27 protein-coding genes are annotated in these 23,864 nt (G+C 34.4%); 25 read left to right on the top strand and 2 right to left on the bottom strand.

Annotation, left to right across the window (positions count from 1 at the left end):
* Positions 1-17 precede the first annotated feature (17 nt).
* From BMY57_RS01815 to BMY57_RS01740, 16 genes are all read left to right on the top strand, one after another.
* Positions 18-365: a GNAT family N-acetyltransferase gene (locus BMY57_RS01815; protein ID WP_091772304.1), complete on the top strand. Its 348-nt coding sequence runs from the start codon at positions 18-20 to the stop codon at positions 363-365.
* A gap of 152 nt (positions 366-517) precedes the next feature.
* Positions 518-877 (top strand): YybH family protein, encoded by a 360-nt coding sequence (locus tag BMY57_RS01810; protein WP_091772303.1) that lies wholly within the window; start codon positions 518-520, stop codon positions 875-877.
* Between the two features lie 300 nt (positions 878-1,177).
* Entirely contained in the window at positions 1,178-1,918 is a 741-nt protein-coding gene (locus BMY57_RS01805; RefSeq protein WP_091772302.1) for a segregation/condensation protein A, read from the top strand.
* A 1-nt stretch (position 1,919) separates the two neighbouring features.
* Positions 1,920-2,498 carry an SMC-Scp complex subunit ScpB gene (scpB, locus tag BMY57_RS01800; RefSeq protein ID WP_091772301.1) on the top strand — a complete coding sequence of 193 codons (579 nt, stop codon included), beginning with the start codon at positions 1,920-1,922 and terminating at the stop codon, positions 2,496-2,498.
* 34 nt (positions 2,499-2,532) lie between these two features.
* Positions 2,533-2,991, top strand: coding sequence for a DUF3907 family protein (locus tag BMY57_RS01795; RefSeq protein ID WP_091772300.1), 459 nt, complete (start codon positions 2,533-2,535; stop codon positions 2,989-2,991).
* A 102-nt stretch (positions 2,992-3,093) separates the two neighbouring features.
* The gene (locus BMY57_RS01790; protein WP_256205221.1) at positions 3,094-4,002 is read left to right on the top strand and encodes a D-alanyl-D-alanine carboxypeptidase family protein; all 909 of its coding nucleotides are present in this window, start codon (positions 3,094-3,096) and stop codon (positions 4,000-4,002) included.
* The gene (locus BMY57_RS01785) at positions 3,990-4,598 is read left to right on the top strand and encodes a nucleoside recognition domain-containing protein (RefSeq protein WP_091772299.1); all 609 of its coding nucleotides are present in this window, start codon (positions 3,990-3,992) and stop codon (positions 4,596-4,598) included. The genes BMY57_RS01790 and BMY57_RS01785 overlap by 13 nt, the downstream gene beginning before the upstream one ends.
* A complete protein-coding gene (locus BMY57_RS01780) occupies positions 4,573-5,103 on the top strand; it encodes a spore maturation protein (RefSeq protein ID WP_091772298.1) in 531 nt (176 codons plus the stop codon). Before BMY57_RS01785 ends, BMY57_RS01780 begins: the two co-directional genes overlap by 26 nt.
* A gap of 68 nt (positions 5,104-5,171) precedes the next feature.
* Positions 5,172-5,912: a pseudouridine synthase gene (locus BMY57_RS01775; protein WP_091772297.1), complete on the top strand. Its 741-nt coding sequence runs from the start codon at positions 5,172-5,174 to the stop codon at positions 5,910-5,912.
* Between the two features lie 65 nt (positions 5,913-5,977).
* Entirely contained in the window at positions 5,978-6,526 is a 549-nt protein-coding gene (gene resA / locus BMY57_RS01770) for a thiol-disulfide oxidoreductase ResA (protein WP_246247329.1), read from the top strand.
* 23 nt (positions 6,527-6,549) lie between these two features.
* A complete protein-coding gene (gene resB / locus BMY57_RS01765) occupies positions 6,550-8,169 on the top strand; it encodes a cytochrome c biogenesis protein ResB (protein ID WP_091772296.1) in 1,620 nt (539 codons plus the stop codon).
* A 17-nt stretch (positions 8,170-8,186) separates the two neighbouring features.
* Positions 8,187-9,371 carry a c-type cytochrome biogenesis protein CcsB gene (gene ccsB, locus BMY57_RS01760; protein WP_091772295.1) on the top strand — a complete coding sequence of 395 codons (1,185 nt, stop codon included), beginning with the start codon at positions 8,187-8,189 and terminating at the stop codon, positions 9,369-9,371.
* Between the two features lie 24 nt (positions 9,372-9,395).
* On the top strand, positions 9,396-10,112 hold the full coding sequence (locus tag BMY57_RS01755) for a response regulator transcription factor (protein ID WP_091772294.1): 717 nt from the start codon (positions 9,396-9,398) through the stop codon (positions 10,110-10,112).
* Entirely contained in the window at positions 10,112-11,860 is a 1,749-nt protein-coding gene (locus BMY57_RS01750) for an ATP-binding protein (RefSeq protein ID WP_281356882.1), read from the top strand. Before BMY57_RS01755 ends, BMY57_RS01750 begins: the two co-directional genes overlap by 1 nt.
* A 157-nt stretch (positions 11,861-12,017) precedes the next feature.
* Positions 12,018-12,548 (top strand): RNA polymerase sigma factor SigX, encoded by a 531-nt coding sequence (locus BMY57_RS01745; protein WP_091772292.1) that lies wholly within the window; start codon positions 12,018-12,020, stop codon positions 12,546-12,548.
* The gene (locus BMY57_RS01740) at positions 12,545-13,786 is read left to right on the top strand and encodes a hypothetical protein (protein ID WP_091772291.1); all 1,242 of its coding nucleotides are present in this window, start codon (positions 12,545-12,547) and stop codon (positions 13,784-13,786) included. The genes BMY57_RS01745 and BMY57_RS01740 overlap by 4 nt, the downstream gene beginning before the upstream one ends.
* Positions 13,787-13,930: 144 nt before the next feature.
* Here the strand turns inward: BMY57_RS01740 and BMY57_RS01735 are convergent, their stop codons facing one another.
* On the bottom strand, positions 13,931-14,428 hold the full coding sequence (locus BMY57_RS01735; RefSeq protein ID WP_091772290.1) for an inorganic diphosphatase: 498 nt from the start codon (positions 14,426-14,428) through the stop codon (positions 13,931-13,933).
* 110 nt (positions 14,429-14,538) lie between these two features.
* Here BMY57_RS01735 and BMY57_RS01730 point away from each other — a divergent pair, with 110 nt between their 5' ends.
* Complete coding sequence (locus BMY57_RS01730; protein ID WP_091772289.1) at positions 14,539-15,006, top strand: helix-turn-helix transcriptional regulator; 468 nt, start codon at positions 14,539-14,541, stop codon at positions 15,004-15,006.
* Here the strand turns inward: BMY57_RS01730 and BMY57_RS01725 are convergent, their stop codons facing one another.
* Positions 15,007-15,261, bottom strand: a complete 255-nt coding sequence (locus tag BMY57_RS01725; protein ID WP_246247334.1) for a ferredoxin — start codon at positions 15,259-15,261, stop codon at positions 15,007-15,009.
* 36 nt (positions 15,262-15,297) lie between these two features.
* Here BMY57_RS01725 and BMY57_RS01720 point away from each other — a divergent pair, with 36 nt between their 5' ends.
* From BMY57_RS01720 to BMY57_RS01680, 8 genes are all read left to right on the top strand, one after another.
* A complete protein-coding gene (locus BMY57_RS01720) occupies positions 15,298-16,380 on the top strand; it encodes a YpbB family protein (RefSeq protein ID WP_091772288.1) in 1,083 nt (360 codons plus the stop codon).
* On the top strand, positions 16,349-17,800 hold the full coding sequence (locus BMY57_RS01715; protein ID WP_091772287.1) for a RecQ family ATP-dependent DNA helicase: 1,452 nt from the start codon (positions 16,349-16,351) through the stop codon (positions 17,798-17,800). Before BMY57_RS01720 ends, BMY57_RS01715 begins: the two co-directional genes overlap by 32 nt.
* Before the next feature lie 9 nt (positions 17,801-17,809).
* Positions 17,810-18,382, top strand: a complete 573-nt coding sequence (locus BMY57_RS01710) for a CPBP family intramembrane glutamic endopeptidase (RefSeq protein ID WP_091772286.1) — start codon at positions 17,810-17,812, stop codon at positions 18,380-18,382.
* A gap of 426 nt (positions 18,383-18,808) precedes the next feature.
* Positions 18,809-19,387, top strand: coding sequence for a genetic competence negative regulator (locus tag BMY57_RS01700; protein WP_091772284.1), 579 nt, complete (start codon positions 18,809-18,811; stop codon positions 19,385-19,387).
* 16 nt (positions 19,388-19,403) lie between these two features.
* Positions 19,404-20,333 (top strand): D-alanine--D-alanine ligase, encoded by a 930-nt coding sequence (locus tag BMY57_RS01695; RefSeq protein WP_091772283.1) that lies wholly within the window; start codon positions 19,404-19,406, stop codon positions 20,331-20,333.
* A gap of 162 nt (positions 20,334-20,495) precedes the next feature.
* Positions 20,496-21,764 carry a Glu/Leu/Phe/Val family dehydrogenase gene (locus BMY57_RS01690; RefSeq protein ID WP_091772282.1) on the top strand — a complete coding sequence of 423 codons (1,269 nt, stop codon included), beginning with the start codon at positions 20,496-20,498 and terminating at the stop codon, positions 21,762-21,764.
* An 81-nt stretch (positions 21,765-21,845) separates the two neighbouring features.
* Positions 21,846-22,832 carry a YpdA family putative bacillithiol disulfide reductase gene (locus BMY57_RS01685; protein WP_091772281.1) on the top strand — a complete coding sequence of 329 codons (987 nt, stop codon included), beginning with the start codon at positions 21,846-21,848 and terminating at the stop codon, positions 22,830-22,832.
* On the top strand, positions 22,832-23,794 hold the full coding sequence (locus BMY57_RS01680) for an asparaginase (protein ID WP_091772280.1): 963 nt from the start codon (positions 22,832-22,834) through the stop codon (positions 23,792-23,794). Before BMY57_RS01685 ends, BMY57_RS01680 begins: the two co-directional genes overlap by 1 nt.
* Positions 23,795-23,864: the final 70 nt, after the last annotated feature.

Here is a 23,864-nt window from a genome sequence, read left to right as displayed (position 1 = left end):
TTTTAAGAGGGGTTTTTATGCTGATTAAATATAAAAAGAGTTTTGAAAAGATTGCAATGGGACTGCTGTCCTTTATGCCAGATGAAAAAGAAGTAAAAAAATTGCAATCAACGATTAAAGAATACGAAACTAACGATCAATGGCGTTTGTTTCTATGGAAAGAAGAAGACGTTCTGGGTGCTATAGGCGTGCGAATTGATGATGGTCAAAAAATGATTGTCCAACATATCAGCGTAACGCCATCTCACCGCAATCAAGGTATTGGTAAGAAAATGGTGAAAGCACTTAAAGATCAGTTTGCTGATGAATATTTAATCTGTGCAAATGAAAAAACTGAAAACTTCGTCAGTCATTGCGACGAATAAAAAAAAGAGCCTCTACTAGTTAATGAACTAGTTAGGCTTCTTTTATTTTGAGAGACTTTATAGAGTGGCTGACTAATCGTATTTCATTCATGTCTACAATTACATGGGAAAATGGTAAAATTAAATTAAAAATTTGTAAGGAGTGAAATTAAATGGATGTATTAAAAGAATATATTAAGGCAACTAATTCTCACAATTTTGAAGAGATCAAAAAATTACTACATCCAAATGCTGTATACTTTTTTACTGACAAAACTTGCAAAACCCATAGTGAAATTCAAAGTTATTTTGAAAATGCTTGGGAGGTAGTTAAGAATGAGAATTATGAAGCTCATGACGTACAATGGTTATTTATTTCTGATAAATCCTTAACTTGTACCTATACATATTTTTATGAAGGTTATGTCAATAACCAATATACAAGCGGCAGAGGAAGAGCGACCAATGTATTTGTTAAAGAATCTGATCAATGGTTATTAATTCATGAGCATTTAAGTCCTTTACCGGAATAGTTAATATGAAGAGGAATCCTAGTGGTTCCTCTTTTGTACACATTTCGCCCCTCATTTATAGATTTAATGTTCTACTTCCTTCTAAATTCACATTTCCCCTTTATTACAGCTTCTACATAAACTCTAAATTCATATACTAATGATATAAAAAGTTCAACTAAACGATTTTATAAGTGAAAGGAAGTATAATCTCCAAGTGGTCTAGCTACAAGTTTCTATTAACATTATATTTCTTTTTAATTTATTATTTGATAAGATTTGTATGGGTATGTTCATATGTACGTGAAATGAGTGAAATTAATGGAACAGCAGTCAAAATATCAGGTTAAATTAGATACATTTGAAGGACCACTCGATTTATTATTGCATTTAGTGAATCAATATGAAATTGATATCTATGAAGTACCAATGCGTGAAATCGCTGACCAATACTTAGATTATATTCATACTCTCCAAGAATTACATTTAGATGTAGCGAGTGAATATTTAGTTATGGCAGCTACTCTGTTGGCAATAAAGAGTGATATGTTACTTCCGAAACAAGAGTTAGAATTTGAAGATGAATATGAAGAAGATCCTAGAGATGAATTAATTCAACGACTCATAGAATATAGAAAGTATAAAGAGGCATCTCAAATTCTTAAGGAACGAGAACATGATGCGAATCAAACTTTTACTCGACCTCCTGCTGACTTATCAAATTTAGAAAAGAAGGTCAAAGTAACAAAGAGCGATGAAATCTCTATTATAGACTTGGCACAGGCTTTTCAAAAAGTTTTAAGAAGAAAGCAGTTATTAGAACCAATGGAAACTACAGTCCAAAGGCAAGAAATCTCGATTGAAAAGCGAATGGATGAGGTGGTTGACCAACTCAAAAATGCGAATGGAAAGAAGAACTTTGAGGAACTATTCCATTATAAAGAGAAATTTGAAATTGTTGCGACCTTCTTAGCTTTATTGGAATTGATGAAAGCTGTTAAAGTTTCGTGTTTTCAAACAAACAACTTTGGAGAAATCATGGTGGAATTAACGGAGGTTTAAAATGGAGTTAAAACAATTAAAAGGTGTTCTAGAAGGTCTTCTATTTGTATCAGGTGATGAAGGTTTATCATCCAAACAAATTAAAGAAGTATTATCGATAGACCAAGAAACCGTACAAGTTTTATTAGACGAGTTGAAGTATGATTACGAACATAATCAAAGAGGTTTATCTATATTAGAACAAAAGGATGTTTATTTTTTAACAACTAAATCAGAACATGCACTATATTATGAAAAAATGAAAGAAACAACTATTTCATCACGATTATCTCAAGCGGCATTAGAAACGCTTGCGATTATTGCTTATCAGCAACCGATCACAAAGGTTGAAATTGAAGAAATTAGGGGTGTGAAAAGTGACGGTCCTGTTCAAACCTTAATATCACGATTCCTGATTGAGGAGTGTGGTCGAAAAGAAACAAGCGGACGTCCTATTCTTTATCAAACCACTAAAGAGTTTTTAACCTTCTTTGGTTTAACATCATTAGAAGAATTACCACCGTTACCTGATGATGAGGTCAATGAAGCGGTTCAAGAAGCTGATTTATTCTTTAATAACCAACAAGAAAACGTAAACTAGGGTTCAATTATCTAAGGAGGATCACAGAAACCTAATGGATACGCACCTTCTATCTCAAGCGGAATCAATTAACGAACACTTAACTTTTATAGAGAATGAGTTGCATGATTTTCTGGATTTTACAAGTGTCGATAAAGTATTAGAAACCAATCGAGAATTGGAAATAGAATATATTCAAAGGATTTTTAAAGAGTTTAGGTATTTGGCCGTTTATTGTGGCGAAGGTCGCAAAGCAATTGAAAAACTGATGAAAACGAGTCAAATTGAAGAAGAGTTTCTCGATCGTGTTTATAAAGGGGTTTACTATAAATGTGTATTAGAATACTTCTCGCCTAAGGATGAAGTTTGGTTTGAAGACAGTCGAGCTTCTTATCAGAACAAATGTTCAATTGATTTTCAGCAACATCCAGGGAGTTTCATAACCGAAACCATAAAAAAAGTAGAACCTTCATTTTTACAATTAAGAGAACATCTTGATTATTTAGAACTATAAGTGAGCCGGGTTGATACCCGGCTCATTTTTTATTCATACAACCCTGACAAGTTCATATATTGGTTATGAGTAGTTCAAGTTCTTCAAGCGAGGGGTTCTTCAATGAAAAATACCTATTTAATAAGTATCGTCGTTCTATTATTTGCCATGTTTAGTACAAGCTTTAATGTCATTAATGCAGAGTCCGCTCCAGGTGTCTCTGCTAGTAACGCAGTTGTTCTAAATATGGATACGAATGAAGTTATTTATGAAAAAAAAGCCAATGAAAGTCGTGAAATCGCAAGTATAACTAAAATTATGACCGCGATTGTTGCCATTGAACAAAATGATTTGGACGAGAAAGTATTAATTAGTTCTAATGCTGCCAAAAAAGAAGGATCGTCCATTTACACTAAAGCAGGGGATATTTACTCTTTAGAAGATTTGGTATATGGACTAATGTTGAGATCAGGCAATGATGCCGCCACTGCTATAGCCGAACACGTGGCAGGTAGTGAAAAAGGGTTTGCTTTTTTAATGAATGAAAAAGCATCTTGGATTGGAATGCAAAATAGCTCTTTTCAAAATCCTCATGGATTAGATGAAGAAGAGCACTTTTCAACTGCTTATGATATGGCACTTTTAACAAGCTATGCGATGAAAAATGATGAATTTAAAAAGATTTTTGGAACAAAGAAGTATCTTTCTAAAAATATAGATTATTATTGGTTTAATAAAAACAAGCTTTTAATGAGTAATGACTATTGTACGGGTGGAAAAACAGGGTTTACTAAAAGTGCAGGTCGAACGTTGGTCACTACAGCCGAACATGAAGGAAAGCGCATCGTAGTGGTAACATTGAACGCCTCTAATGATTGGAACGATCATCGTGTGTTATATGATTATGCTTTTAAGCAAATAGATGAGGAATCAGAAGGTTTTTCTGAAGAAATGCTCAATTTCCCATCGTTTATTGAATCATATTTCGATGTATTAAATCGAATGCATGGGGTTAAAGAATGGTCCATATAATTTGGGTTGGATTAGCGGCTGTAGGGATCGTATATGCCATGTTTAATGGAACGATTGAAGAAGTGAATGAGGTTATATTTGAAAGTGCTAATGAGGCCGTTTATTTAATCATTAGCTTAGTCAGTATACTCGTATTTTGGTTAGGAATGATGAGAATTGCAGAGGAAGCTGGGTTGTTAACGAAGTTAGCTCAGTTATTTAAGCCGTTATTCACTCGGTTATTTCCAGATATTCCACACGATCATCCGGCAATGGGCTATATTTTGTCCAATTTTTCAGCGAATATTTTTGGTCTAGGTAATGCAGCGACACCATTAGGAATTAAAGCGATGAAAGAAATGAAAAAACTAAACGGAGATAAGGATGAAGCGTCTAGATCTATGATTACATTTCTAGCTTTAAATACCTCTAGTGTGACTCTGATTCCTACGACCATAATTGCGATTCGAATGCAATACGATTCAATAGCTCCGACAGAGATTGTTATTTCAACGATTTTCGCTACATTCATTTCTACGATAGGAGCCATATTGATCGACCGATATTTTTATTATCGTAGACAGGGGAGACTTGATTATGATCATTCTATTAAGTAATTATATCATTCCGTTAATGATCCTCTTCGTATTACTTTATGGAACCTATAAAAAAGTCCCAACCTATGAGAAATTTGTTGAAGGAGGTAAGGAAGGAGTATCGCTCGCCATTTCCTTGCTTCCTTTTTTATTAGGAATGATTGTTTCTATAAGTATTTTTAGAGCTTCAGGAGCGATGGATGCATTTGTTTCATTAATAGCTCCTGTGCTTACGTTCTTACATGTTCCACCGGACATAGTGCCCTTAGCTTTAACACGACCAATATCTGGGACTGCTTCTTTAGGGGTGGCAACTGATATTATTAAAACGGAGGGACCAGATTCATATTTAGGAAAATTAGCTTCTACTATGCAAGGAAGTACTGATACGACGTTATATGTATTAACCGTTTATTTTGGGGCAGTTGGGATTAAAAAAATGGGAGATGCACTTAAGGTTGGACTGCTTGCTGATTTTATTGGTATAATAGCATCGTTAGTCATATGCTACTTATTATTTGGATAAATAGAGATGAAAAGGGGGAGCGTTAACATATGTTAACGCTCTTATCTTTGTATAGAAAGGTGATATGAATGGATCAAAAAGAACGTTTACAAAAAGTGATAGCCAAAAGTGGTTACACTTCTAGACGTAAGGCAGAAAATTTAATTACAGAAGGTAGGGTTAAAGTTAACCACAAAAAGGTAACCGAACTAGGAACAAAAGTTGGCCCCAATGATGTTGTTGAAGTGGATGGGATCCCGCTTGAGAAAGAAGAACCTATTTACATATTGTTATATAAACCTCGCGGTGTCATCTCCAGTGTGAGTGATGACCGAGGAAGAAAAGTCGTTGGTGATTTAATTAGTGATGAGATAGAAGAAAGGTTATTTCCAGTAGGACGTTTAGATTACGATACCTCAGGGTTAATTATATTAACGAATGATGGTGAATTCTCACAAAAGCTTATTCACCCTAAATATAAAATCAATAAAGTTTATATTGCTAAAGTTAAAGGAATACCTACTAAAGAAGATCTGAAAACTTTAAAAAAGGGAGTCCATCATGAAGGTGAATACTTAAGATGTGTAAACAGCAGGATATTAAAAACAGACCCAGCCAAAAAGAAAAGTATTTTAGAACTAACATTACAAGAGGGTAAGAATAGACAAGTTCGTCGCATGCTAGAAGCATTAGGTTATCAAGTTGAAAAATTGAAACGCGAGCGATTTGGCCCCTTAACACTTGGTAATCTTAACCCAGGCGAATACAGAGAGTTAACACCTCATGAAGTCAAACAATTACTAGATCTTGCAGAAAAAAATGTTAAATAATGTTCAAACATGCAAAAGGTGACTAAAAACGTCAGTGTTATAATGGGGTTAAAGGAGGGAGACCTGTGTTTAAAAACAAAAAAATGCGACTGATTTTTAGAACTGTTGTCTTGGCAGCTTTAGTCATTACAACCATATTAGTTCTTTATATAAATTCATTACAAGACGATCCCGTCCTTGCTGAAGGAGATCAAGCACGTGACTTTATGCTAGAACGTTTAGATAACGGGGAGGATATCCAATTATCTGAATTAGAAGGCAAAGGTGTTATGATCAATTTTTGGGCTACATATTGTGAACCATGTAAAAAGGAAATGCCTTACATGGAAGAGCTATATCAAAAATATCAAGATGAAGGAATTGAAATCATTGCAGTTAGTGTTGATAAAAACAAAATGGTGATCGATAACTTTTACAATCGCTATGACTTATCCTTTCCTTTAGTACATGATAAAAACAGTACGATCATGGAATTGTATCAAGTTCAGCCTTTACCAACTTCCTATTTTATTAATCCTGATGGAACGATAGAACGGATTGTAAAAGGGCCATTGACTTTAGATCGTTTAGAAACTTACTTTAATGAAATTTTACCAGAAAACAATCAAGCATAACTGATCAACCGTGAGGGATTAATATGAAGAAAATCAAATGTGAATGCGGACATATTAACCACGAAGGAACGGTCCTTTGTGAAGCCTGTGGTAAACCTATAGAGGGGAACCAACATATTGATGGCAATGACGAAAATAATGTATTAGAGATGCGATATGAAGGTAGTGCACGCCGTTCTAAGACATATAAACGAACATTTGTAGATAAAACATGGGCTTTTTTCTCATCTGTGAAAGTAGGGGTTTGGTTAATTGTACTAGCTTTATTAGCTTCAGCCATTGGTACGATTTATCCTCAAGAAGAGTTTAAGAACTCTGTATTGCCATCAAGTCAGTTCTATGAACAACAATATGGTTTGTCGGGTAAGATTTTCTATCAATTAGGATTTCATAACCTCTATAGTTCATGGTGGTATATTGCCCTTATAGCTTTAATTGGTATTTCATTAGTTATTTGCTCGATTGACCGCTTTGTTCCACTTTATAGAGCTTTAAAGAACCAAAATGCTAAAAGACATGAGGTATTTGTTCGCAGACAACGCTTCTTTAGTGAATCAGAAAATGTATCAGATGATGATCGAAAAACCTTAATAAACAACTTGAAAAAACGACGTTATAAAATTTCCGAAGAAGATGGACATATTCTAGCTGAGAAAAACCGATTTTCACGTTGGGGACCATATGTTAACCACATTGGTTTAATTATCATTTTAATAGCTGGTATATTACGTATGTTTGATTTTATGCATACGGAAGGTTATGTATGGGTTCGAGAAGGTGAAACTAAGGTTGTCCCTACGACTGAACAACAGTATTATATTAAAAATGAACAGTTCGTCTATGAGACTTATAGCCGTGAGGATGAACGATTTCAAGAAGCTTTAAAAAATGAAGAATTAGATGTTCCAAGTAATTTCCAAACAAATGCGATCATTTATAAAGTAAAAGATGAAGTAATACCTGGGCAAGAGCCTGAGTTGGAAGAAGTAACAAGAGGGGAAATAAGACTTAATGAACCGTTAACATTTGATGGGTATAGTGCTTATCAGTCAGGTACTCAACTTCGTAGTGAGTATAACTCTATTTCATTTAAAGTTGAAAATGGCGAAGGAGAAGAACTTGGAAGCTTCGATTTTAAAACGAATGAAGACCAACGTTACTATAAATTATCAAATGGTTATCAAATAGAAATACAAGATTATTATCCACAATTTGAAGTAACAGAGGAAGGGCCTTCTTCTTTCTCCAAATACCCGAGAAACCCAGGAATTATCTTTGAGGTTTCCGGGCCGGAATTAGAAGGGGAACGTTACTTTTATTTAAATGAAGATGTCGTCCCATTAATTGATGACCCGGTTACAAATGTAACATTAGAAGATACTGAGCTCATTACGGCATCAGGATTAATCATAAAGAAAGATTTCTCGCTACCGTTTTTCTTAATTGGTGCTGTTATTTTTATGATTGGAGTAGCTCAAGGGCTATATTGGCATCATAGGAGAGTTTGGATCCACCCGAAAGATGGAAGCCTATTAGTGGCAGGCCATACAAATAAAAATTGGTTTGGTCTAAAGAATGAAATTGAATCGTCTATTGATGGTACGTCAATAAAAATGGTTGAAGACCAACAAGAGAAGCTTTAATAAAAGGAGGGTATCATATGGACTTATATACGGTAAGTAGTAATTTCTTATATGTTTCATTTATACTATATCTTGTAGCCACTATATTTTTTGGTGCAACTATTGGAAACAAGCGTGAAGCTAATACAAAATCAAAAGCTTCAAAAATTGCTATTACAATAACGATTTTAGGTTTCTTATCACAGCTTGTCTATTTCTTTGTACGTTGGTCCGCAGCCGGGCACGCACCTGTAAGCAATATGTTTGAATTTATTGCATTCTTTGGCATGATGTTAGTGCTAGGGTTTATCATTATTTATTTTATTTATCGCGAAACCATTTTAGGGTTGTTCGCTTTACCAACAGCTATTTTGGTCATAGGCTACGGGAGCATGTTTCCAAGAGAAATATCTCCTTTGATTCCATCATTACAATCACATTGGCTCTACATTCACGTAACAACAGCAGCCTTAGGAGAAGCGATATTAGCCATAAGTTTTGTAGCTGGTTTAATTTATTTAATTGTAAAAGTAGATCAAACCGTTAGATCTAAACAAACAACATGGCTTGAAATTGTCTTATTCTGCGTTTTTGCAACCATGGCGTTTATCATAATTACGTCATCATTCGATGCTACTGGATATGAAGCAGAATTTGTTCAAGAAATTAATGGTACTGAACAAAGTGTTGAGTATCATTTACCACCATTAGTAGAACCCAATAACTCAGAATTAGTGTCGGATCATTTTACAACTGGGATCGAAACTCCTGCATGGATGCATGGGGCAGACGCTGGATCTAAATTTAATACACTCATTTGGTCTTTACTAGGTGGGCTGATCCTATATGGAATAACTCGATTAATTCTCAGAAAACGTGTGGCGGCTGCGATTCAGCCAAGGCTCTCACGCGTAAACACGGATAAAGTAGATGAAATTATATACCGTTCTGTCGCAATTGGATTTCCGGTCTTTACGTTAGGTGCTCTCATTTTTGCTGCTATTTGGGCACAAGAAGCTTGGGGACGTTTCTGGGGATGGGACCCTAAAGAAGTATGGGCGCTTGTTACCTGGTTCTTCTATGCAGCATTTTTACACCTTCGTTTAGGCGCAGGTTGGCACGGTGAAAAGTCTGCGTGGTTAGCCGTAATTGGATTTGTCATTATCATGACGAACCTCATCTTTGTAAATCTTGTCATTGCTGGTTTACATTCATATGCTTAATATTAAATAAAGGAGTTGTCTTACATGTCAGAACAAGCGAAAATATTGGTCGTTGACGATGAAGAACGCATCCGTCGATTATTAAAACTTTACTTGGAAAGAGAAGAGTTTGAAATTGAAGAAGCGGAAAATGGTGAAGAAGCCTTACAAAAGGCATTAGAAACTGACTTTGACTTAATTCTTCTAGATTTAATGCTTCCAGAAATGGATGGGATTGAAGTATGTACTAAACTCCGTGAACGTAAGGCAACACCTGTAATTATGTTAACCGCAAAGGGAGAGGAATCAAATCGTGTTCAAGGATTTGAAGTAGGAGCAGATGATTATATCGTCAAACCGTTTAGCCCACGCGAAGTTGTATTACGTGTTAAAGCATTATTACGTCGTTCTTCATCGACCAAGTACTTAAAAACAGACACAGATTCACACGATGTGATTGTATATCCACATCTTACTATTGATAAAGATGCCCACCGTGTTATCGCTGATGGCGTGCAAGTGAATTTGACGCCTAAAGAATACGAACTGCTTTATTACTTGGCTAAAACACCTGACAAAGTATTTGATCGTGAAGAATTATTAAAAGAAGTTTGGGAATATGAGTTTTTTGGAGATTTAAGAACGGTCGATACTCACGTTAAACGATTAAGAGAAAAACTTAGCAAGGTTTCTGAAGATGCTGCTAAGATGATCGTGACGGTCTGGGGTATAGGTTATAAATTCGAGGTAATTGAATCATAATGTTCTGGAGAAGTGTAGTTTTTAAGCTTTGGTTAACTATCATTTTATTAGTTGCCTTTGTTTTACTAATCCTTACTGTTTTTTTACTTGAATTCTTTGAAGATTTTTATGTGCAGGATGCAGAAGAGAATTTAATGAATCAGGCTGAAAATGTAGCCACTGTTCTTCATCAACATGAGGATGAAGAAACACCATTGACGATGGATACAATCGACCAGCTTCTCGCTCCTCAAATGAGAGTCACGGTATTTTTTAATGAGCATGATTATTGGCAAAATGATTTTGATACTCATCTTCCAGCCATTGAACCTAGTTGGTTTGTAAGTAATGAAGAAATCAGCGGTGTATTTAACTCTAATGAGTCTATGAGGAAAATTACGACCTTGCCTAATAGTAATGCCGAAATCATTATAGTAGGGATGCCAACTGTTGATGGACAAGGCGCCATCTATGTTTATCAATCGCTAGAGGTAGTAGAAGAGACTACAACCAAGGCTACCAAACTTATTTTATTAGCGGCAACTATAGCAATCGTTTTAACAACGATTTTTGCTTTCTTTTTATCAACCCGAATAACCGCGCCTCTTATAAAAATGAGGAAAGTGGCTGGTGAGTTATCAAGAGGTGAATTTAATACGAAAGTTCCTGTATTGACTCATGACGAAATTGGGGAACTGGCCATTTCATTTAATAGAATGAGACGGCAATTAAACTATCATATCTCGGCACTGAATCAAGAAAAATCACAGCTTTCGAGTATATTAAAGTCGATGGCAGATGGAGTTATAACCGTCAATAAACAATTAGGGGTTATGTTAATCAATCCACCTGCCGAGCAATTTTTATCTCAAATTAATTTTAAAAAGCAGGAAGAGGACTATACTCTACCACAAGAATTAAGACAGGCTTTACAAAGTGTTATTGAAGATGAAAACGAATATGCGAGAGAAGTTGTTGCTCAAGGACGTAATTTCGTATTGGTTATGACACCATTATATATAGGTGAAGAAGCAAGAGGTGCTGTGGCCATTATTCGTGATATGACAGAGGAACGTCAATTAGATAAGTTAAGGAAAGATTTCTTAGCTAATGTCTCTCATGAACTGAGAACGCCTATTTCTATGATGCAAGGTTATTCAGAAGCGATCGTAGATGATATAGCTGAAACTAAAGAAGAAAAACAAGAATTAGCTCAGATTATTTATGATGAATCATTGAGAATGGGACGCTTGGTTAACGAATTATTAGATTTAGCTAGAATGGAGGCAGGTCATATTCAGATTAGTAAAGAATATGTCAGTGTCAAACCGTTTGTTGACCGTATCGTGAAGAAATTCCATTCAATTGCTGAAGAACAAAATATACAACTAACTGAGCAAGTTCCGATTAATCTTCAATATCCTTTTGATCCTGATCGAATAGAACAAGTCATGACTAATTTAATAGATAATGCGATGCGTCATACACCTCAAGATGGAGAAATTGAGGTAACTGTTGAAGAAGTCAATCGAGAGCTAATGTTTCACATTAAAGATAATGGATCTGGAATTCCTGAAGAAGATTTACCATTTATTTTTGAACGTTTTTATAAAAGTGACAAAGCCCGTACACGCAATGGACAGAAAAAAGGTACTGGTTTAGGGTTATCGATAGCGAAACACATTGTTGAGGCACACGGTGGGACCATTTATGCAAAAAGTCAAATAGACGAAGGAACGACTTTTACATTTACAATTCCTCGTTCATAAATTATGAAATTAAGCAGCACAATTGTTATGAATCTATTGTGCTGCTTTTTCTATGAATAAAGTGATTTTTGACTTAAATTTTTATGATAAAATGTATGAAGTTGTAACTTTGTATCTTCTTATATCGACTATTTTATATGAGAACGGAGGCTCTATGATGAAAGAATCCTTTCAAGAGCTGTATGAAGAATACCATCATGACTTATTTTCGTTCATATTTTACATGGTAAAAGACAAACCAACCACAGAAGATTTAGTACAAGAAGTTTATATTAGAGTTCTTAAATCGTTTGATACATTCAAAGGACAGAGTAGTCGTAAAACATGGCTGTTCTCAATCGCAAGACATGTTACGATTGACTTTTTCAGAAAACAAGGAAGGCGTAATAAACAAACGGCACAGCGTTTTGATTTTGATGAGCATGTGAATTTATTAAAAGATCAAAGTCCAACGCCTTATGAAATAGCAGAAAAAAGTGAAGAAATTCAATTAATGTATCAATGTTTAGATCATTGTACAGAGGATCAACGAGCAGTTATAATTCTTCGGTACATTCAACAAATGTCTATCAAGGAAACGGCTGACATACTCAGCTGGACAACAAGTAAGGTCAAAACAACTCAACACCGAGCTATACTGTCTCTCAAAGAACAAATGCTTCAATATAAAGGAGGGCATACAGAATGAGTAAGCACCATAATGATGATGATTCAATTAAAAAACTGTTATCTGAAATGCCCCAAATAAAAGATGATCGATCATTTGAAGAATACTATGAACAAATATCAAAAGAAATTAATAAAAATTCTATTCAAACGAAAAAGAAAAAAGGCTGGTTGTTACCAATTTTAACGTCAGCAGCTGCACTATTCCTGTTTGTCATCATTGGATTGCAATTTATTAATTCGGATGAAACGACAGATGGCGTATTTCAACTTTCTGAAGATAACGAGAATGAGACAGAGGATAAACCAACTGATCAGGGTGACGAGGATATGGAAATGGCTGAAAGTAATCATATAGATGATGGAGATGAAGAATCTTCACCTAATATAGAAGAAAGTGAAGTAGAAGAAGAGGTTGAAGTAGAAAAGGAATCGGAACAAGATGAAGCTAATACTATGAATTCATTAGATACAAGAGTGTTAACTGAAGATCAAGCCAATGAACAAGATACTAATTATATTACGTATACCGAAAGCGAACCTGAATCACAATTTTTTATTCCATTGACTTATATGTTACCGAGTGAAGAAGATCCTCATGTTTTTTTCAATGAATCTGAACAATTTGTTGGTCAAATTGATGAGTTTAATCAACAGTTTTACCAAAATATGACGTTTGTTGGAATGAATCATGAATCGGAACCTGTTATCCAAGTGGAGGAAGATAATTTTCAAGGTGCAGCAACGGAAATGTACCTATTTGAGGCGTTAAGGTTTTTTGAAACATTAGGTTATGAATCTGTAGAATTACAGGATCAAGAAGGTGAATCGTTAGATCTTCCTCATGCTGGCTCAATAGAAGAATATACATTTAAAGAGCAAAAAGCCTTGTATAAACTGTATCAATCCAATACAGGAGATAGTTACTGGGGGAAAAAGTATTTAGAGCAGAATACTACGATTATAGATGCCTTAAATGAATTAAAGAATGAGGAAGAATTTGGTCCCATTGAGCCACCTATTCCTGGTGACATTAATTTCGAAATTATTGAGCAAGGTGAATTATTAGAAGTAATATTAGAATCTGAACTTGAATTAGGTAATAATCTTAGCACACAACGAATGATTGAATCCATTCTTTTAACAGCTAAAACATTTGGTTTTAGAGAAGTACAATTTTTAAATATAGAAATGGATTCTGTAGGACCTTATGATCTTACAAACCCTATCGAAGTACCAAAATATATTAATGTTAGATAAACAAAGCCCCAGTTAGAGACTTTTTAAAAAGTTCTTAACTGGGGTGAAATATAAGCTATCTAAAATATTTGCGTGTTGAATATTTTTAAACAAAAAGATGACCCCGAATAGTCGGAATCATCATATTGGAAGACTAGCTTTAAACTATTTTTGGTTGTGATAACGTTTAATACATTCATCAATAAGTTTGCCAGCAGCTTCTGCACCTTCCCACTCACCAATTTCAGTTTTCTTACCCTGAAGATCTTTATATGTTTGGAAGAAATGAGAAATTTCATCTAATTTATGTTGAGGAATATCTTCTAGGGAATGTACATCTTTAAAACGTGGGTCTTCAACTGGTACAGCTAGTAGCTTTTGATCTTCTTCACCACTGTCAATCATGTTTAAGAAACCGATAACACGTGATTCAATGACACAACCTGGGAATGTAGGGTTTGTGACTAAAACAAGCGCATCAAGTGGATCATCGTCTAATGCTAAAGTTTCATCTAAATACCCATATTCTGCTGGATAAAACTGAGGTGAGAATAATACTCGGTCTAATTTAAAGACACCTTTTTCTTTATCAAACTCATATTTGTTTTGGCTACCTGTTGGAATCTCTACAAACACATCTACAATTTTGTTATCTGCCACAATAAGTCCTCCTTTAGCTATTTTCGCCTACTAATTATACCAATCTTTATATAGTAAGAAAAGCAAGATTCATGGTAAAATGATATAAAATGACAATTTATGAGAGGTATTCTATGAATGAAAAGGAATTAATTGAAATCCTTTCATCCAAGATTAAGTTAGTACGTTCCGAATTTAATTATAATCAAGATGAGATGGCTAATATACTTGGTGTATCTAAAAAAACGATTGTACAGATTGAGAAAGAAAGACAGCTGGCAAGTTGGACCATCATTGTGACTTTTGCCAGTTTATTTCGGGATAGTACGATTATTCAACGAGAATTAGGGGAAGAAGATATCGTTTACTTTTTACAAACTGTGGCAAGAAAAAATATCGATTTAAAAGATAAACAAAAGTGGATGAACCAATCGCTTTGGAAAGTTATTGATGAGCGTAATGGTTATATTCTTCAACGTCATGTTATAACTCACTATTATCGGATTATTAATCAGTTAGGACAGCGGCTTTTTAGTAGTTTTTATAAAAAAAGCGCCGTGAGACACTTTAATGAAATGGTTAAACAAGACCTAGAAGATTAATTAAGCTCTTTCTGTTGTCTTTTCACTAACGCACGGTTTGTCTGATAATTGAATAGAACCAGTTGGACAGCCCTCAAATGCATCTTCCAAGTCATCTAATAATTCTTTTGGTATTTTGACAGAACCACTGTTTTGATCTATTAAATTAAAAGCTACACCTGTCTCGTCATAATCGAAGATATCAGGAGCTGTAGCACCACATGCACCACAAGCTATGCAAGTATCTTGTATGACATAACTGTATTTTGATGACATAATGAATCCTCCAAACATTCAAAGGGTGAAATCTATATGATCGAATTTAAAACAACCTTATTATTTATGTTATCACGTTTAAGTGAACAACGCACGACCTCAGCTGCTTATCATATATTACGGGGAAAGAAGTCGTCACAAACGATACAGGATATCCATTTATTTCAATTAAAATTTGGTTTCAGTACATATCCTAAACTAAAAAAAGAAACGTATGACATATGGATTAATTTTTTTGTAGATCAAGGGATCATTGAAAAGACCAATGAGTCATTTAGATTAACAACAAAAGGATTAAATGTAGTAGAACAAATAGAGATCAATATATTTTCTAAGCTTAATGGATTTAAGTTCCACAGGATTGATGAAAAATGGTTAGCATCTCTACAATTGTTAACTCAAACTTTATCTAATTTATCTTACTCAAATAATAGATTTATACCAGTGCAAGATGATCCTGTTGTACAATATCAAGTTAAAAAGCTTTTAAAGATGCAAAGCAAAGAAAAATTGACTATACAGCTTAAACAAGAATTGACTCAGCTATTATTAAAATTAAATGAAGCTGATGCTCGTTTATTTGTGGTTCAATTGACCGGGCATAATCGAGTAGGGTTAAGCAAAAGGCAAGTAGCGGAAATGTTTCATTTACACGAAGAAGATGTTCAGCTAATAACCATGAGCATCGTACATCAATTTCTGAACGATATTCAAAACAACCCTCAGCAGTATCAACTATTAAAGCAGTTGATTCTTGAGGAAAACCATACATCTTTAACTAGTACTGCTAAAAAGACATATGAATTGTTGGAGAAAGGATTCGACCTTGATAAAATAGAACGAATCCGCCATTTAAAGACGAGTACTATTCAAGATCATGTTGTTGAAATTGCCACTCAAATAGAGAAGTTTGATATTACAGCATTCGTTGATGAATCTACTATTAAACAAGTCGTACAAGTGATTGACCAAACACAAACAAGAAGACTGAAAACTCTTATGCAGCATTTAAATCATTCCATATCATACTTTCAGCTACGGCTGGTTTTAGCAAAATATCAGGATTATAAAGCGAGTGACTATTCATATGAACCAATTACACGACCATCTAGAAGCTGACCTACAAAAGTTTTTTGGATTTTCGTCCTTTAGAGAAGGGCAAAGAGAAATTATTGAATCAGTTCTTAATCAAAGCCATACGCTTGCTACCTTACCAACTGGTAGTGGAAAATCTATTTGTTATCAATTACCCTCGAAGTTAATGGATGGAATAACGATTGTGGTCTCTCCATTAATTTCTTTAATGATTGATCAAGTTAAATTACTTAAATCACAAGGTTTTAAACGAATTACGGCATTAAACAGTCTATTAAACTACCAGCAAAAATCTCAGATTTTAAATCATTTAAGTGAGTATCAATTGATTTACTGTTCACCGGAGATGCTTCAACAGCCTAGAGTCATTGAACGCTTAAAACAAGTGAATGTTTCTTTATTTGTCATTGATGAGGCTCATTGCATATCTCAATGGGGATACGAATTTAGGCCAGATTACTTAAGGTTGAAGGATGTGATTCAATTAATAGGAGAACCAACCGTGCTAGCACTCAGTGCGACAGCAACCCCTCAAATTCAAGACGATATTATAGAATTTCTAGACTTGGATATGAATAAAATTATTTATCCTATGGATCGCGTCAATATCACTTATAATGTTATAAAGTCAGACAATGTCGTTGAAAAACATGAGCACCTTTTAAGTGTTATTGAACGTGTTAAGGCTCCTACTATGATCTACTTTTCTAGCAGACAAGTGACAGAGCAAATATGTGCACAGTTACAGCGAGAGTTTCCAGATCGTTCGATCGCGTATTATCATGGAGGAATGGAACAACAAGATCGGTTGCTCATTCAACAACAGTTTATGTTAGGACAATTAGATATCATTTGTTGCACGAGTGCATTCGGGATGGGAATTAATAAAAGTGATATTCGACTCATTATACATTATCACTTACCTAATAATATTGAGTCATTTATCCAAGAAACAGGTAGAGCTGGACGTGATGGTGAACATAGTGTTAGTGTTCTTTTATACAATAAAGGGGATGAAGCCATTCCATTTCATATGATCGAATCTGAGTTACCAGATGATAAAGAAATAAAGCGTTATATAAATAATGAAATCGATGACGAACTTCCAGAAATCAAACAACGATTTTTAAAATTCCAAAAGGACCTAGCCGAGAAAGAATCATTCACTTTTCATCAATCTGTTGAAAAAATAATAAAAGTTAGAGATCAACGGAGGATGGTTAAGTCGAACAGTGTGTTTGAACTATTAAAGTGGATTCATACTGAACAGTGTAAGCGACAAGCATTATTTGAGTCATATCAATCCAACACTCGGCCTGCTAAATTTGCTTGTTGTGATGTATGTGATTTTAAACTTAAAGAATGGGCCATAAAACAAGATATAACCGAAAAACATTCTGTGAATTGGAAGACAATTCTAGATGAGTTGTTACCCACAAAGTAGGTGACATAATTGAAAAAACAAGCTGATATTGTCAAAGAGTTATCGAATAGAGAATTATTATTGAATCTATATTTTTCACAACTTATTTTTATCGTGATTGCGTTTATTCTGTCAATTTTCCTATTTGAAGATTTTTTAGATTTATTAAATCTATTTGACTGGGATGTTAATGAAATTGTTTTATATGGACTTCTACCGGGTTTGTTTGTCGTTTTTATTGACATCATCTTGATGAAATTTCTACCTGAGCATTATTATGATGACGGCGGAATTAATCATAGAATTTTTACTTCCTTAAACATTCCACACATCTTCTTACTTGCGTTAGTAGTTAGTTTATCGGAGGAATTATTATTTAGAGGTGTCATTCAAACAAGTTTTGGGTGGATGATTGCGAGTATTATTTTCGCATTAGTCCATTTTAGATATTTAAATAAAGTAGTATTACTAGTTTCCGTACTATTACTATCATTTTTGATCGGATATATGTATGAAATAACTCAAAATTTATTAGTACCAGTTGTCGCGCATTTTACAATTGATTTCTTATTAGGAATTTACTATCGTTTATATCGGGAGTGACATCATATTGGAAGAGCAATTAACGAAAAATGATGAACAAGTTGATGTTTTAAATTTACCTCCTAGAAGGAAAATTCACCGAAAAAAACAGGGTCCGAAGAGGAAAAAAGAGTTTAACTCCGTAAAAGTTAGTCAAATAATATTAAAAGCCCTTCTAATTTTGTTTATAATCTTAATTATTTTTATTCCCATTGCAGCTGTTTATTGGTTACAATGAGATTAGATGGTTTTTTGTATCAAGTTAGAACAATTAGTGGTTCTTTAACCACTCTTTTTTATGTTTTACCCTTTTTAAAAGGGAGGAAAAAGGACTAATTCGATAGAATTGAGTATTATCCTATATATTTAGAATTATTTTTAAGTAATACATGCAATTTTACACTAGACTAGAACATAAGATATTAGTGAGACGTTGGAGGTGGTTACGTGCGATTAGAACGTTTAAGCGTTAACCAGTTTAAGATCTTCTTAACATACGATGACCTCAGTGAACGTGGCTATTCAAAAGAAGATTTATGGAACAACTTACCCAAAGCAAATCAGTTGTTTCAAGATATGCTTTACGAAGCTTGTGAAGAATTGAATATGGATTTAGATGGAATGTTGATTGTTAAAGTTCACATGTTACAGGCACAAGGCATGATTATTATCGTCACTCAAAATGAGTACGATGAAAATGAAAATGATGAGTATATTGAATTAAAAGTGACAATGGATGAGAGTAAAGAAATGATATTTGTATTTAATGATTTAGAAGATGTGATTCAGGCAGCGAAAAGGGTTCAACACAAGTATGATTTAACAAGTAGTTTATATTCATATGATGGGTTGTATTACCTTCATATTAATGAAACTTCATTAACTGAAAAGATTCGTCAAGATTTAATATCGGTATTATCTGAATATGCATCACCGAGCACCGTAACTTCTTACATTCTTAAAGAACATGGTAATCAAATTGCAAAAGATAACGCACTGCAAATTTTTGTAAAGTATTTCGAATAACTTAGAGGTGAACATAATGAAAGTAGCAGTTTTATATGGTGGTACGTCAAAAGAGAGAGAAGTATCTTTATCATCAGGTAAAGGTATTATTAACGCCTTAGAACAAATTGGTCACGATGTGGTAGCGATTGATTTTAATCCGAAGCATTTAAAAGAAATCATGGGTAAAGTTATAGATTGTGATTTAGTGTTCATTGGATTACACGGTAAGCAAGGCGAAGACGGAACCGTACAAGGATTATTAGACTTAATGGGTATTCCATATATCGGCTCAGGTGTTTTAGCTTCATCATTAGCAATGGATAAATCAAAAGCTAAACAAATCTTTGAAATGAATGAAATACCAGTTGCAAAAGGAAAAACATATGGGGAACATCAGGATGTAGATGATGTAGAACAGGATATTATTCGAGAGTTCCAATTACCTATTGTTATTAAGCCAAATCAAGAAGGTTCAACATTAGGATTAACGATTGTAAATGAGAAGAGCCAGATCAAAGAAGCGATTGATTTGGCTTTTACTCATGACTTCGAAGTGCTAGTTGAAGAGTTCGTTAAAGGACGGGAATTAACATGTGCTGTGTTAGGTAAAAAAGGCGAGGAGCAATCCTTGCCGATTATTGAAATTATTCCTAAGAGTGAATATTACGATTATGAATCAAAATATTCGGAAGGTGGAAGTGAACATATTTGTCCTGCACATATAGATGAAGATCTGACTGAACGTATTCAAACTTATGCGGTTCAAGCCCACAGAGTATTAGGTTGTGAAACATATTCTAGAGTAGATTTTATTTTAAATGAATCCAATGAACCGATTATACTTGAGGTCAATACATTACCAGGTATGACTCCTACAAGTTTGTATCCTGATGCTGCCAAAGCTATTGATATGAGTTATGAAGACATGCTCAAAAAGTTTATTTCTTTAACATTAGAGGAATAATATTATTAGCGGAAATGAAGCCATTGAATAAGCTTCTAAATTAGAAAAAAAGCAGAAAAAAATATGGATGATTTATGTTGCATATTCGGTGCGAAAATGTATACTAGTCATTGAAAGCAATAATCATCATTTTTTCTTGTTTTTAATATAGGAGGTAAACACATGGTAGCCGATAAGCAAGCAGATTCTCATGAATCCAATGATATTCTAGTTTCAACTCAAGAAGTTATTAAAAATGCCTTAAATAAGTTAGGTTATCCAGAAGAAGCTTATGAATTGATGAAAGAGCCTGTCCGTATGATGATCGTAAGAATTCCAGTTCGCATGGACGATGGTAAAATTAAAATTTTTACAGGTTATCGTGCTCAGCACAATGATGCTGTTGGACCAACTAAAGGTGGAGTTCGTTTCCACCCTAATGTGACAGAAAATGAAGTTCGTGCATTATCTATTTGGATGAGCCTTAAAGCAGGTATTGTTGATTTACCTTACGGTGGTGGTAAAGGCGGTATTATATGCGATCCAAGAAAGATGTCCTTTAGGGAACTGGAAGCTTTAAGCCGTGGATATGTTAGAGCTATATCACAAATTGTAGGTCCAACAAAAGATATTCCGGCACCGGATGTATTTACCAATTCACAAATCATGGCTTGGATGATGGATGAATATAGCCGTATTGATGAATTTAATAATCCTGGATTTATTACAGGTAAACCTATTGTGTTGGGAGGATCTCATGGTAGAGAATCTGCTACAGCAAAAGGTGTAACAATCTGTATTGAAGAAGCTTGTAAAAAGCGGGGAATCGACATAAAAGGAGCTCGCGTAATTGTACAAGGTTTCGGTAATGCGGGTAGTTTCTTAGCTAAATTTATGTACGATATGGGTGCAAAAGTCATTGCGATTTCTGATGCAGAAGGAGCTCTTTATGATCCAGACGGATTAGATATTGATTATTTATTAGACCGTCGTGATAGTTTCGGTACAGTGACAAATTTATTTGAAGATACGATATCAAATGAAGAGATGCTGGAACTTGAGACAGATATCTTAGTACCAGCCGCAATTGAAAATCAAATTACGAAAGATAATGCTCATAATATTAAAGCAAGTATTATCGTTGAAGCAGCTAATGGGCCGACAACATTAGAGGCAACGAAAATTTTAACTGAACGTGATGTATTAATTGTTCCTGATGTTTTAGCTTCCTCAGGTGGAGTAACGGTTTCTTATTTTGAGTGGGTTCAAAATAATCAAGGTTTTTACTGGAAAGAAGAGGAAGTACAAGAGAAGTTACGTGAAGTTTTAGTTAAAGCATTTAACAATGTTTATACAACGAGTCAAAACCGTCAAATTGACATGCGTTTAGCCGCATATATGGTAGGCGTTCGTAAAATGACAGAAGCTGCTCGTTTCCGCGGATGGATTTAAGTTTAACAATTTGATTATTTAATAACAATCTCCTATCATAGTTTTGGTAGGAGATTTTCTATGCTTAGGAGTGGAGTTAAAATGCAAACAGAAGAAGTCATCATCGTTGGGGCTGGTCCCTGTGGATTATCTGCTGCTTTAGAGTTGAAAAGCAGAGGGATTGAGCCACTTTTAATCGAAAAAGGAAATGTAGCTAATTCAATATATCACTATCCAACTCATCAAACATTTTTTAGCTCAAGTGAAAAATTAGAAATCGGTCATATGCCTTTTATCTCAGAACGACAAAAGCCTGTCCGTAACGAAGCATTAACATACTATAGAACGGTTGCTCAACGAAATCAGCTTAGAATCAACAATTATGAACAAGTTGAGAAGATTGAAAGAGATGGTCGTTATTATCAAATCAAAACAAAAACCTCAAAAGATGAGGAATACTATTACCAAGCAAACTTTGTAATTATTGCAACAGGTTATTATGATCATCCTAATAAGTTAAATATACCGGGTGAGGAACTGCCGCACGTATCGCATTACTTTAAAGAAGCTCACCCATATTACAATAAAAATATAGTGGTCATTGGCGGTAAAAATTCTGCTGTAGATGCAACATTAGAGTTAGAAAAAGCTGGAGCACATGTGACGGTTCTTTACCGTGGCGTTGATTATTCACCAAGTGTTAAACCTTGGATTTTACCTTTATTTGAATCACTTGTAAATCATAAAAAGATTAATATGCATTTTAATGCACACATTAAAGAAATAAAGGAAAAACATGTTGTCGCCATAATAGATAATAAGGAACAAATCATTGATGCTGATTTTGTATTTGCCATGACAGGCTACCATCCAGATCATTCATTTTTAAAGTATATGGGGATCGATATAGATGAAGAAACAGGTCGACCTCATTTCGATCGACATACTATGGAAACAAATGTAGAAAATATTTATGTAGCTGGAGTTATTGCTGCAGGTTATAACAATAATGAAATATTTATTGAAAACGGAAGACATCACGGCGAATTAATAGCTGAGAGTATCCGAAATAAAAAAGGGTCACGGTGATGATTATGAAAAAAGTGGTTTTAATCACAACTGGAGGAACGATTGCAAGTAAACCGAATGAAAATAGTGGTAAATTAACTTCTGGAGCGATGACAGGCGAAGAGTTAGCCTCGTTATGCGCTTTACCTAATGATATACAAGTTCAAATAGATTCTGCCTTTCAGAAACCTAGTGTTCATTTAAATGCTGATGATTGGTTATTATTAAAGGAAAAAGCAGATTATTATTTTCAAGACCCCGAAGTAGATGGTATAGTCATTACCCATGGAACTGATACACTTGAAGAAACGGCTTACTTTTTAGATTTAACGGTTAATGATCATCGCCCAGTGGTAGTTACAGGTTCTCAGCGATCTATATCAGACCTAGGCAGTGATGTTTATATTAACTTAAGGCATGCGATTTATGCTGCTTGTAGCGAAGAACTTTATCATTGCGGAACTGTTGTTGTTTTTAACGAACGAATTTTTGCTGCTAAGTATGTAAAAAAAGAGCATGCTAGCAATATCCAAGGTTTTAATGCTTTTGGCTTCGGTTATCTAGGAATAATTGATAACGACGAAGTTCAAGTCTTCCAAAGACCGATTAAGCGAGATTATTATGCCGTTCATTCATCATTACCGAAAGTAGATATTATTAAATGCTATTCAGACGCTGATGGTTCTCTATTAGAAGCTTTAAGACAAACGAATACTGAAGGTATTATTATTGAAGGTGTAGGCAGAGGCCAAGTTCCACCTAAAATGATGCCTGCTATTAAAGAATGTCTTAATGATGGAATTGTGATCGTCGTCACGACTGCTTCAGAAGAAGGAGCCGTTTATCCTACATATGACTATGAGGGAAGTGCTTATGATCTTATAAATCATGGTGTTATATTAGGTAGTGATTACGACAGTAAGAAAGCAAGAGTTAAATTAGCGGTTATGCTAGCTTCAGGAGTAAAAAAATTTCATTTTTAAAGAGGTTAAGTCGACAGTATTTCTGTCGGCTTTTTTTATTTTATAAGAATATTAACTATAAAATCACAAA

The sequence above is a fragment of the Piscibacillus halophilus genome, from assembly GCF_900110685.1.
Lineage (GTDB): Bacteria > Bacillota > Bacilli > Bacillales > Alkalibacillaceae > Piscibacillus > Piscibacillus halophilus.
Note: the sequence above shows the minus strand (reverse complement) of the source record. Positions and strands in the feature narration are given on the sequence as shown.

What these genes read in the sequence shown, in the direction of transcription:
- BMY57_RS01745 (WP_091772292.1), top strand. Translation starts at nt 12,018, where the DNA reads ATGAAAGAATCCTTTCAAGAGCTGTATGAAGAATACCATCATGACTTA.
- BMY57_RS01715 (WP_091772287.1), top strand. Translation starts at nt 16,349, where the DNA reads ATGAACCAATTACACGACCATCTAGAAGCTGACCTACAAAAGTTTTTT.
- BMY57_RS01690 (WP_091772282.1), top strand. Translation starts at nt 20,496, where the DNA reads ATGGTAGCCGATAAGCAAGCAGATTCTCATGAATCCAATGATATTCTA.
- BMY57_RS01695 (WP_091772283.1), top strand. Translation starts at nt 19,404, where the DNA reads ATGAAAGTAGCAGTTTTATATGGTGGTACGTCAAAAGAGAGAGAAGTA.
- BMY57_RS01725 (WP_246247334.1), bottom strand. Translation starts at nt 15,261, where the DNA reads ATGTCATCAAAATACAGTTATGTCATACAAGATACTTGCATAGCTTGT.
- BMY57_RS01680 (WP_091772280.1), top strand. Translation starts at nt 22,832, where the DNA reads ATGATTATGAAAAAAGTGGTTTTAATCACAACTGGAGGAACGATTGCA.
- ccsB (WP_091772295.1), top strand. Translation starts at nt 8,187, where the DNA reads ATGGACTTATATACGGTAAGTAGTAATTTCTTATATGTTTCATTTATA.
- BMY57_RS01810 (WP_091772303.1), top strand. Translation starts at nt 518, where the DNA reads ATGGATGTATTAAAAGAATATATTAAGGCAACTAATTCTCACAATTTT.
- BMY57_RS01685 (WP_091772281.1), top strand. Translation starts at nt 21,846, where the DNA reads ATGCAAACAGAAGAAGTCATCATCGTTGGGGCTGGTCCCTGTGGATTA.
- BMY57_RS01795 (WP_091772300.1), top strand. Translation starts at nt 2,533, where the DNA reads ATGGATACGCACCTTCTATCTCAAGCGGAATCAATTAACGAACACTTA.
- resB (WP_091772296.1), top strand. Translation starts at nt 6,550, where the DNA reads ATGAAGAAAATCAAATGTGAATGCGGACATATTAACCACGAAGGAACG.
- BMY57_RS01740 (WP_091772291.1), top strand. Translation starts at nt 12,545, where the DNA reads ATGAGTAAGCACCATAATGATGATGATTCAATTAAAAAACTGTTATCT.
- BMY57_RS01785 (WP_091772299.1), top strand. Translation starts at nt 3,990, where the DNA reads ATGGTCCATATAATTTGGGTTGGATTAGCGGCTGTAGGGATCGTATAT.
- BMY57_RS01775 (WP_091772297.1), top strand. Translation starts at nt 5,172, where the DNA reads ATGGATCAAAAAGAACGTTTACAAAAAGTGATAGCCAAAAGTGGTTAC.
- BMY57_RS01730 (WP_091772289.1), top strand. Translation starts at nt 14,539, where the DNA reads ATGAATGAAAAGGAATTAATTGAAATCCTTTCATCCAAGATTAAGTTA.
- BMY57_RS01790 (WP_256205221.1), top strand. Translation starts at nt 3,094, where the DNA reads ATGAAAAATACCTATTTAATAAGTATCGTCGTTCTATTATTTGCCATG.
- BMY57_RS01805 (WP_091772302.1), top strand. Translation starts at nt 1,178, where the DNA reads ATGGAACAGCAGTCAAAATATCAGGTTAAATTAGATACATTTGAAGGA.
- BMY57_RS01720 (WP_091772288.1), top strand. Translation starts at nt 15,298, where the DNA reads ATGATCGAATTTAAAACAACCTTATTATTTATGTTATCACGTTTAAGT.
- BMY57_RS01750 (WP_281356882.1), top strand. Translation starts at nt 10,112, where the DNA reads ATGTTCTGGAGAAGTGTAGTTTTTAAGCTTTGGTTAACTATCATTTTA.
- scpB (WP_091772301.1), top strand. Translation starts at nt 1,920, where the DNA reads ATGGAGTTAAAACAATTAAAAGGTGTTCTAGAAGGTCTTCTATTTGTA.
- BMY57_RS01755 (WP_091772294.1), top strand. Translation starts at nt 9,396, where the DNA reads ATGTCAGAACAAGCGAAAATATTGGTCGTTGACGATGAAGAACGCATC.
- BMY57_RS01815 (WP_091772304.1), top strand. Translation starts at nt 18, where the DNA reads ATGCTGATTAAATATAAAAAGAGTTTTGAAAAGATTGCAATGGGACTG.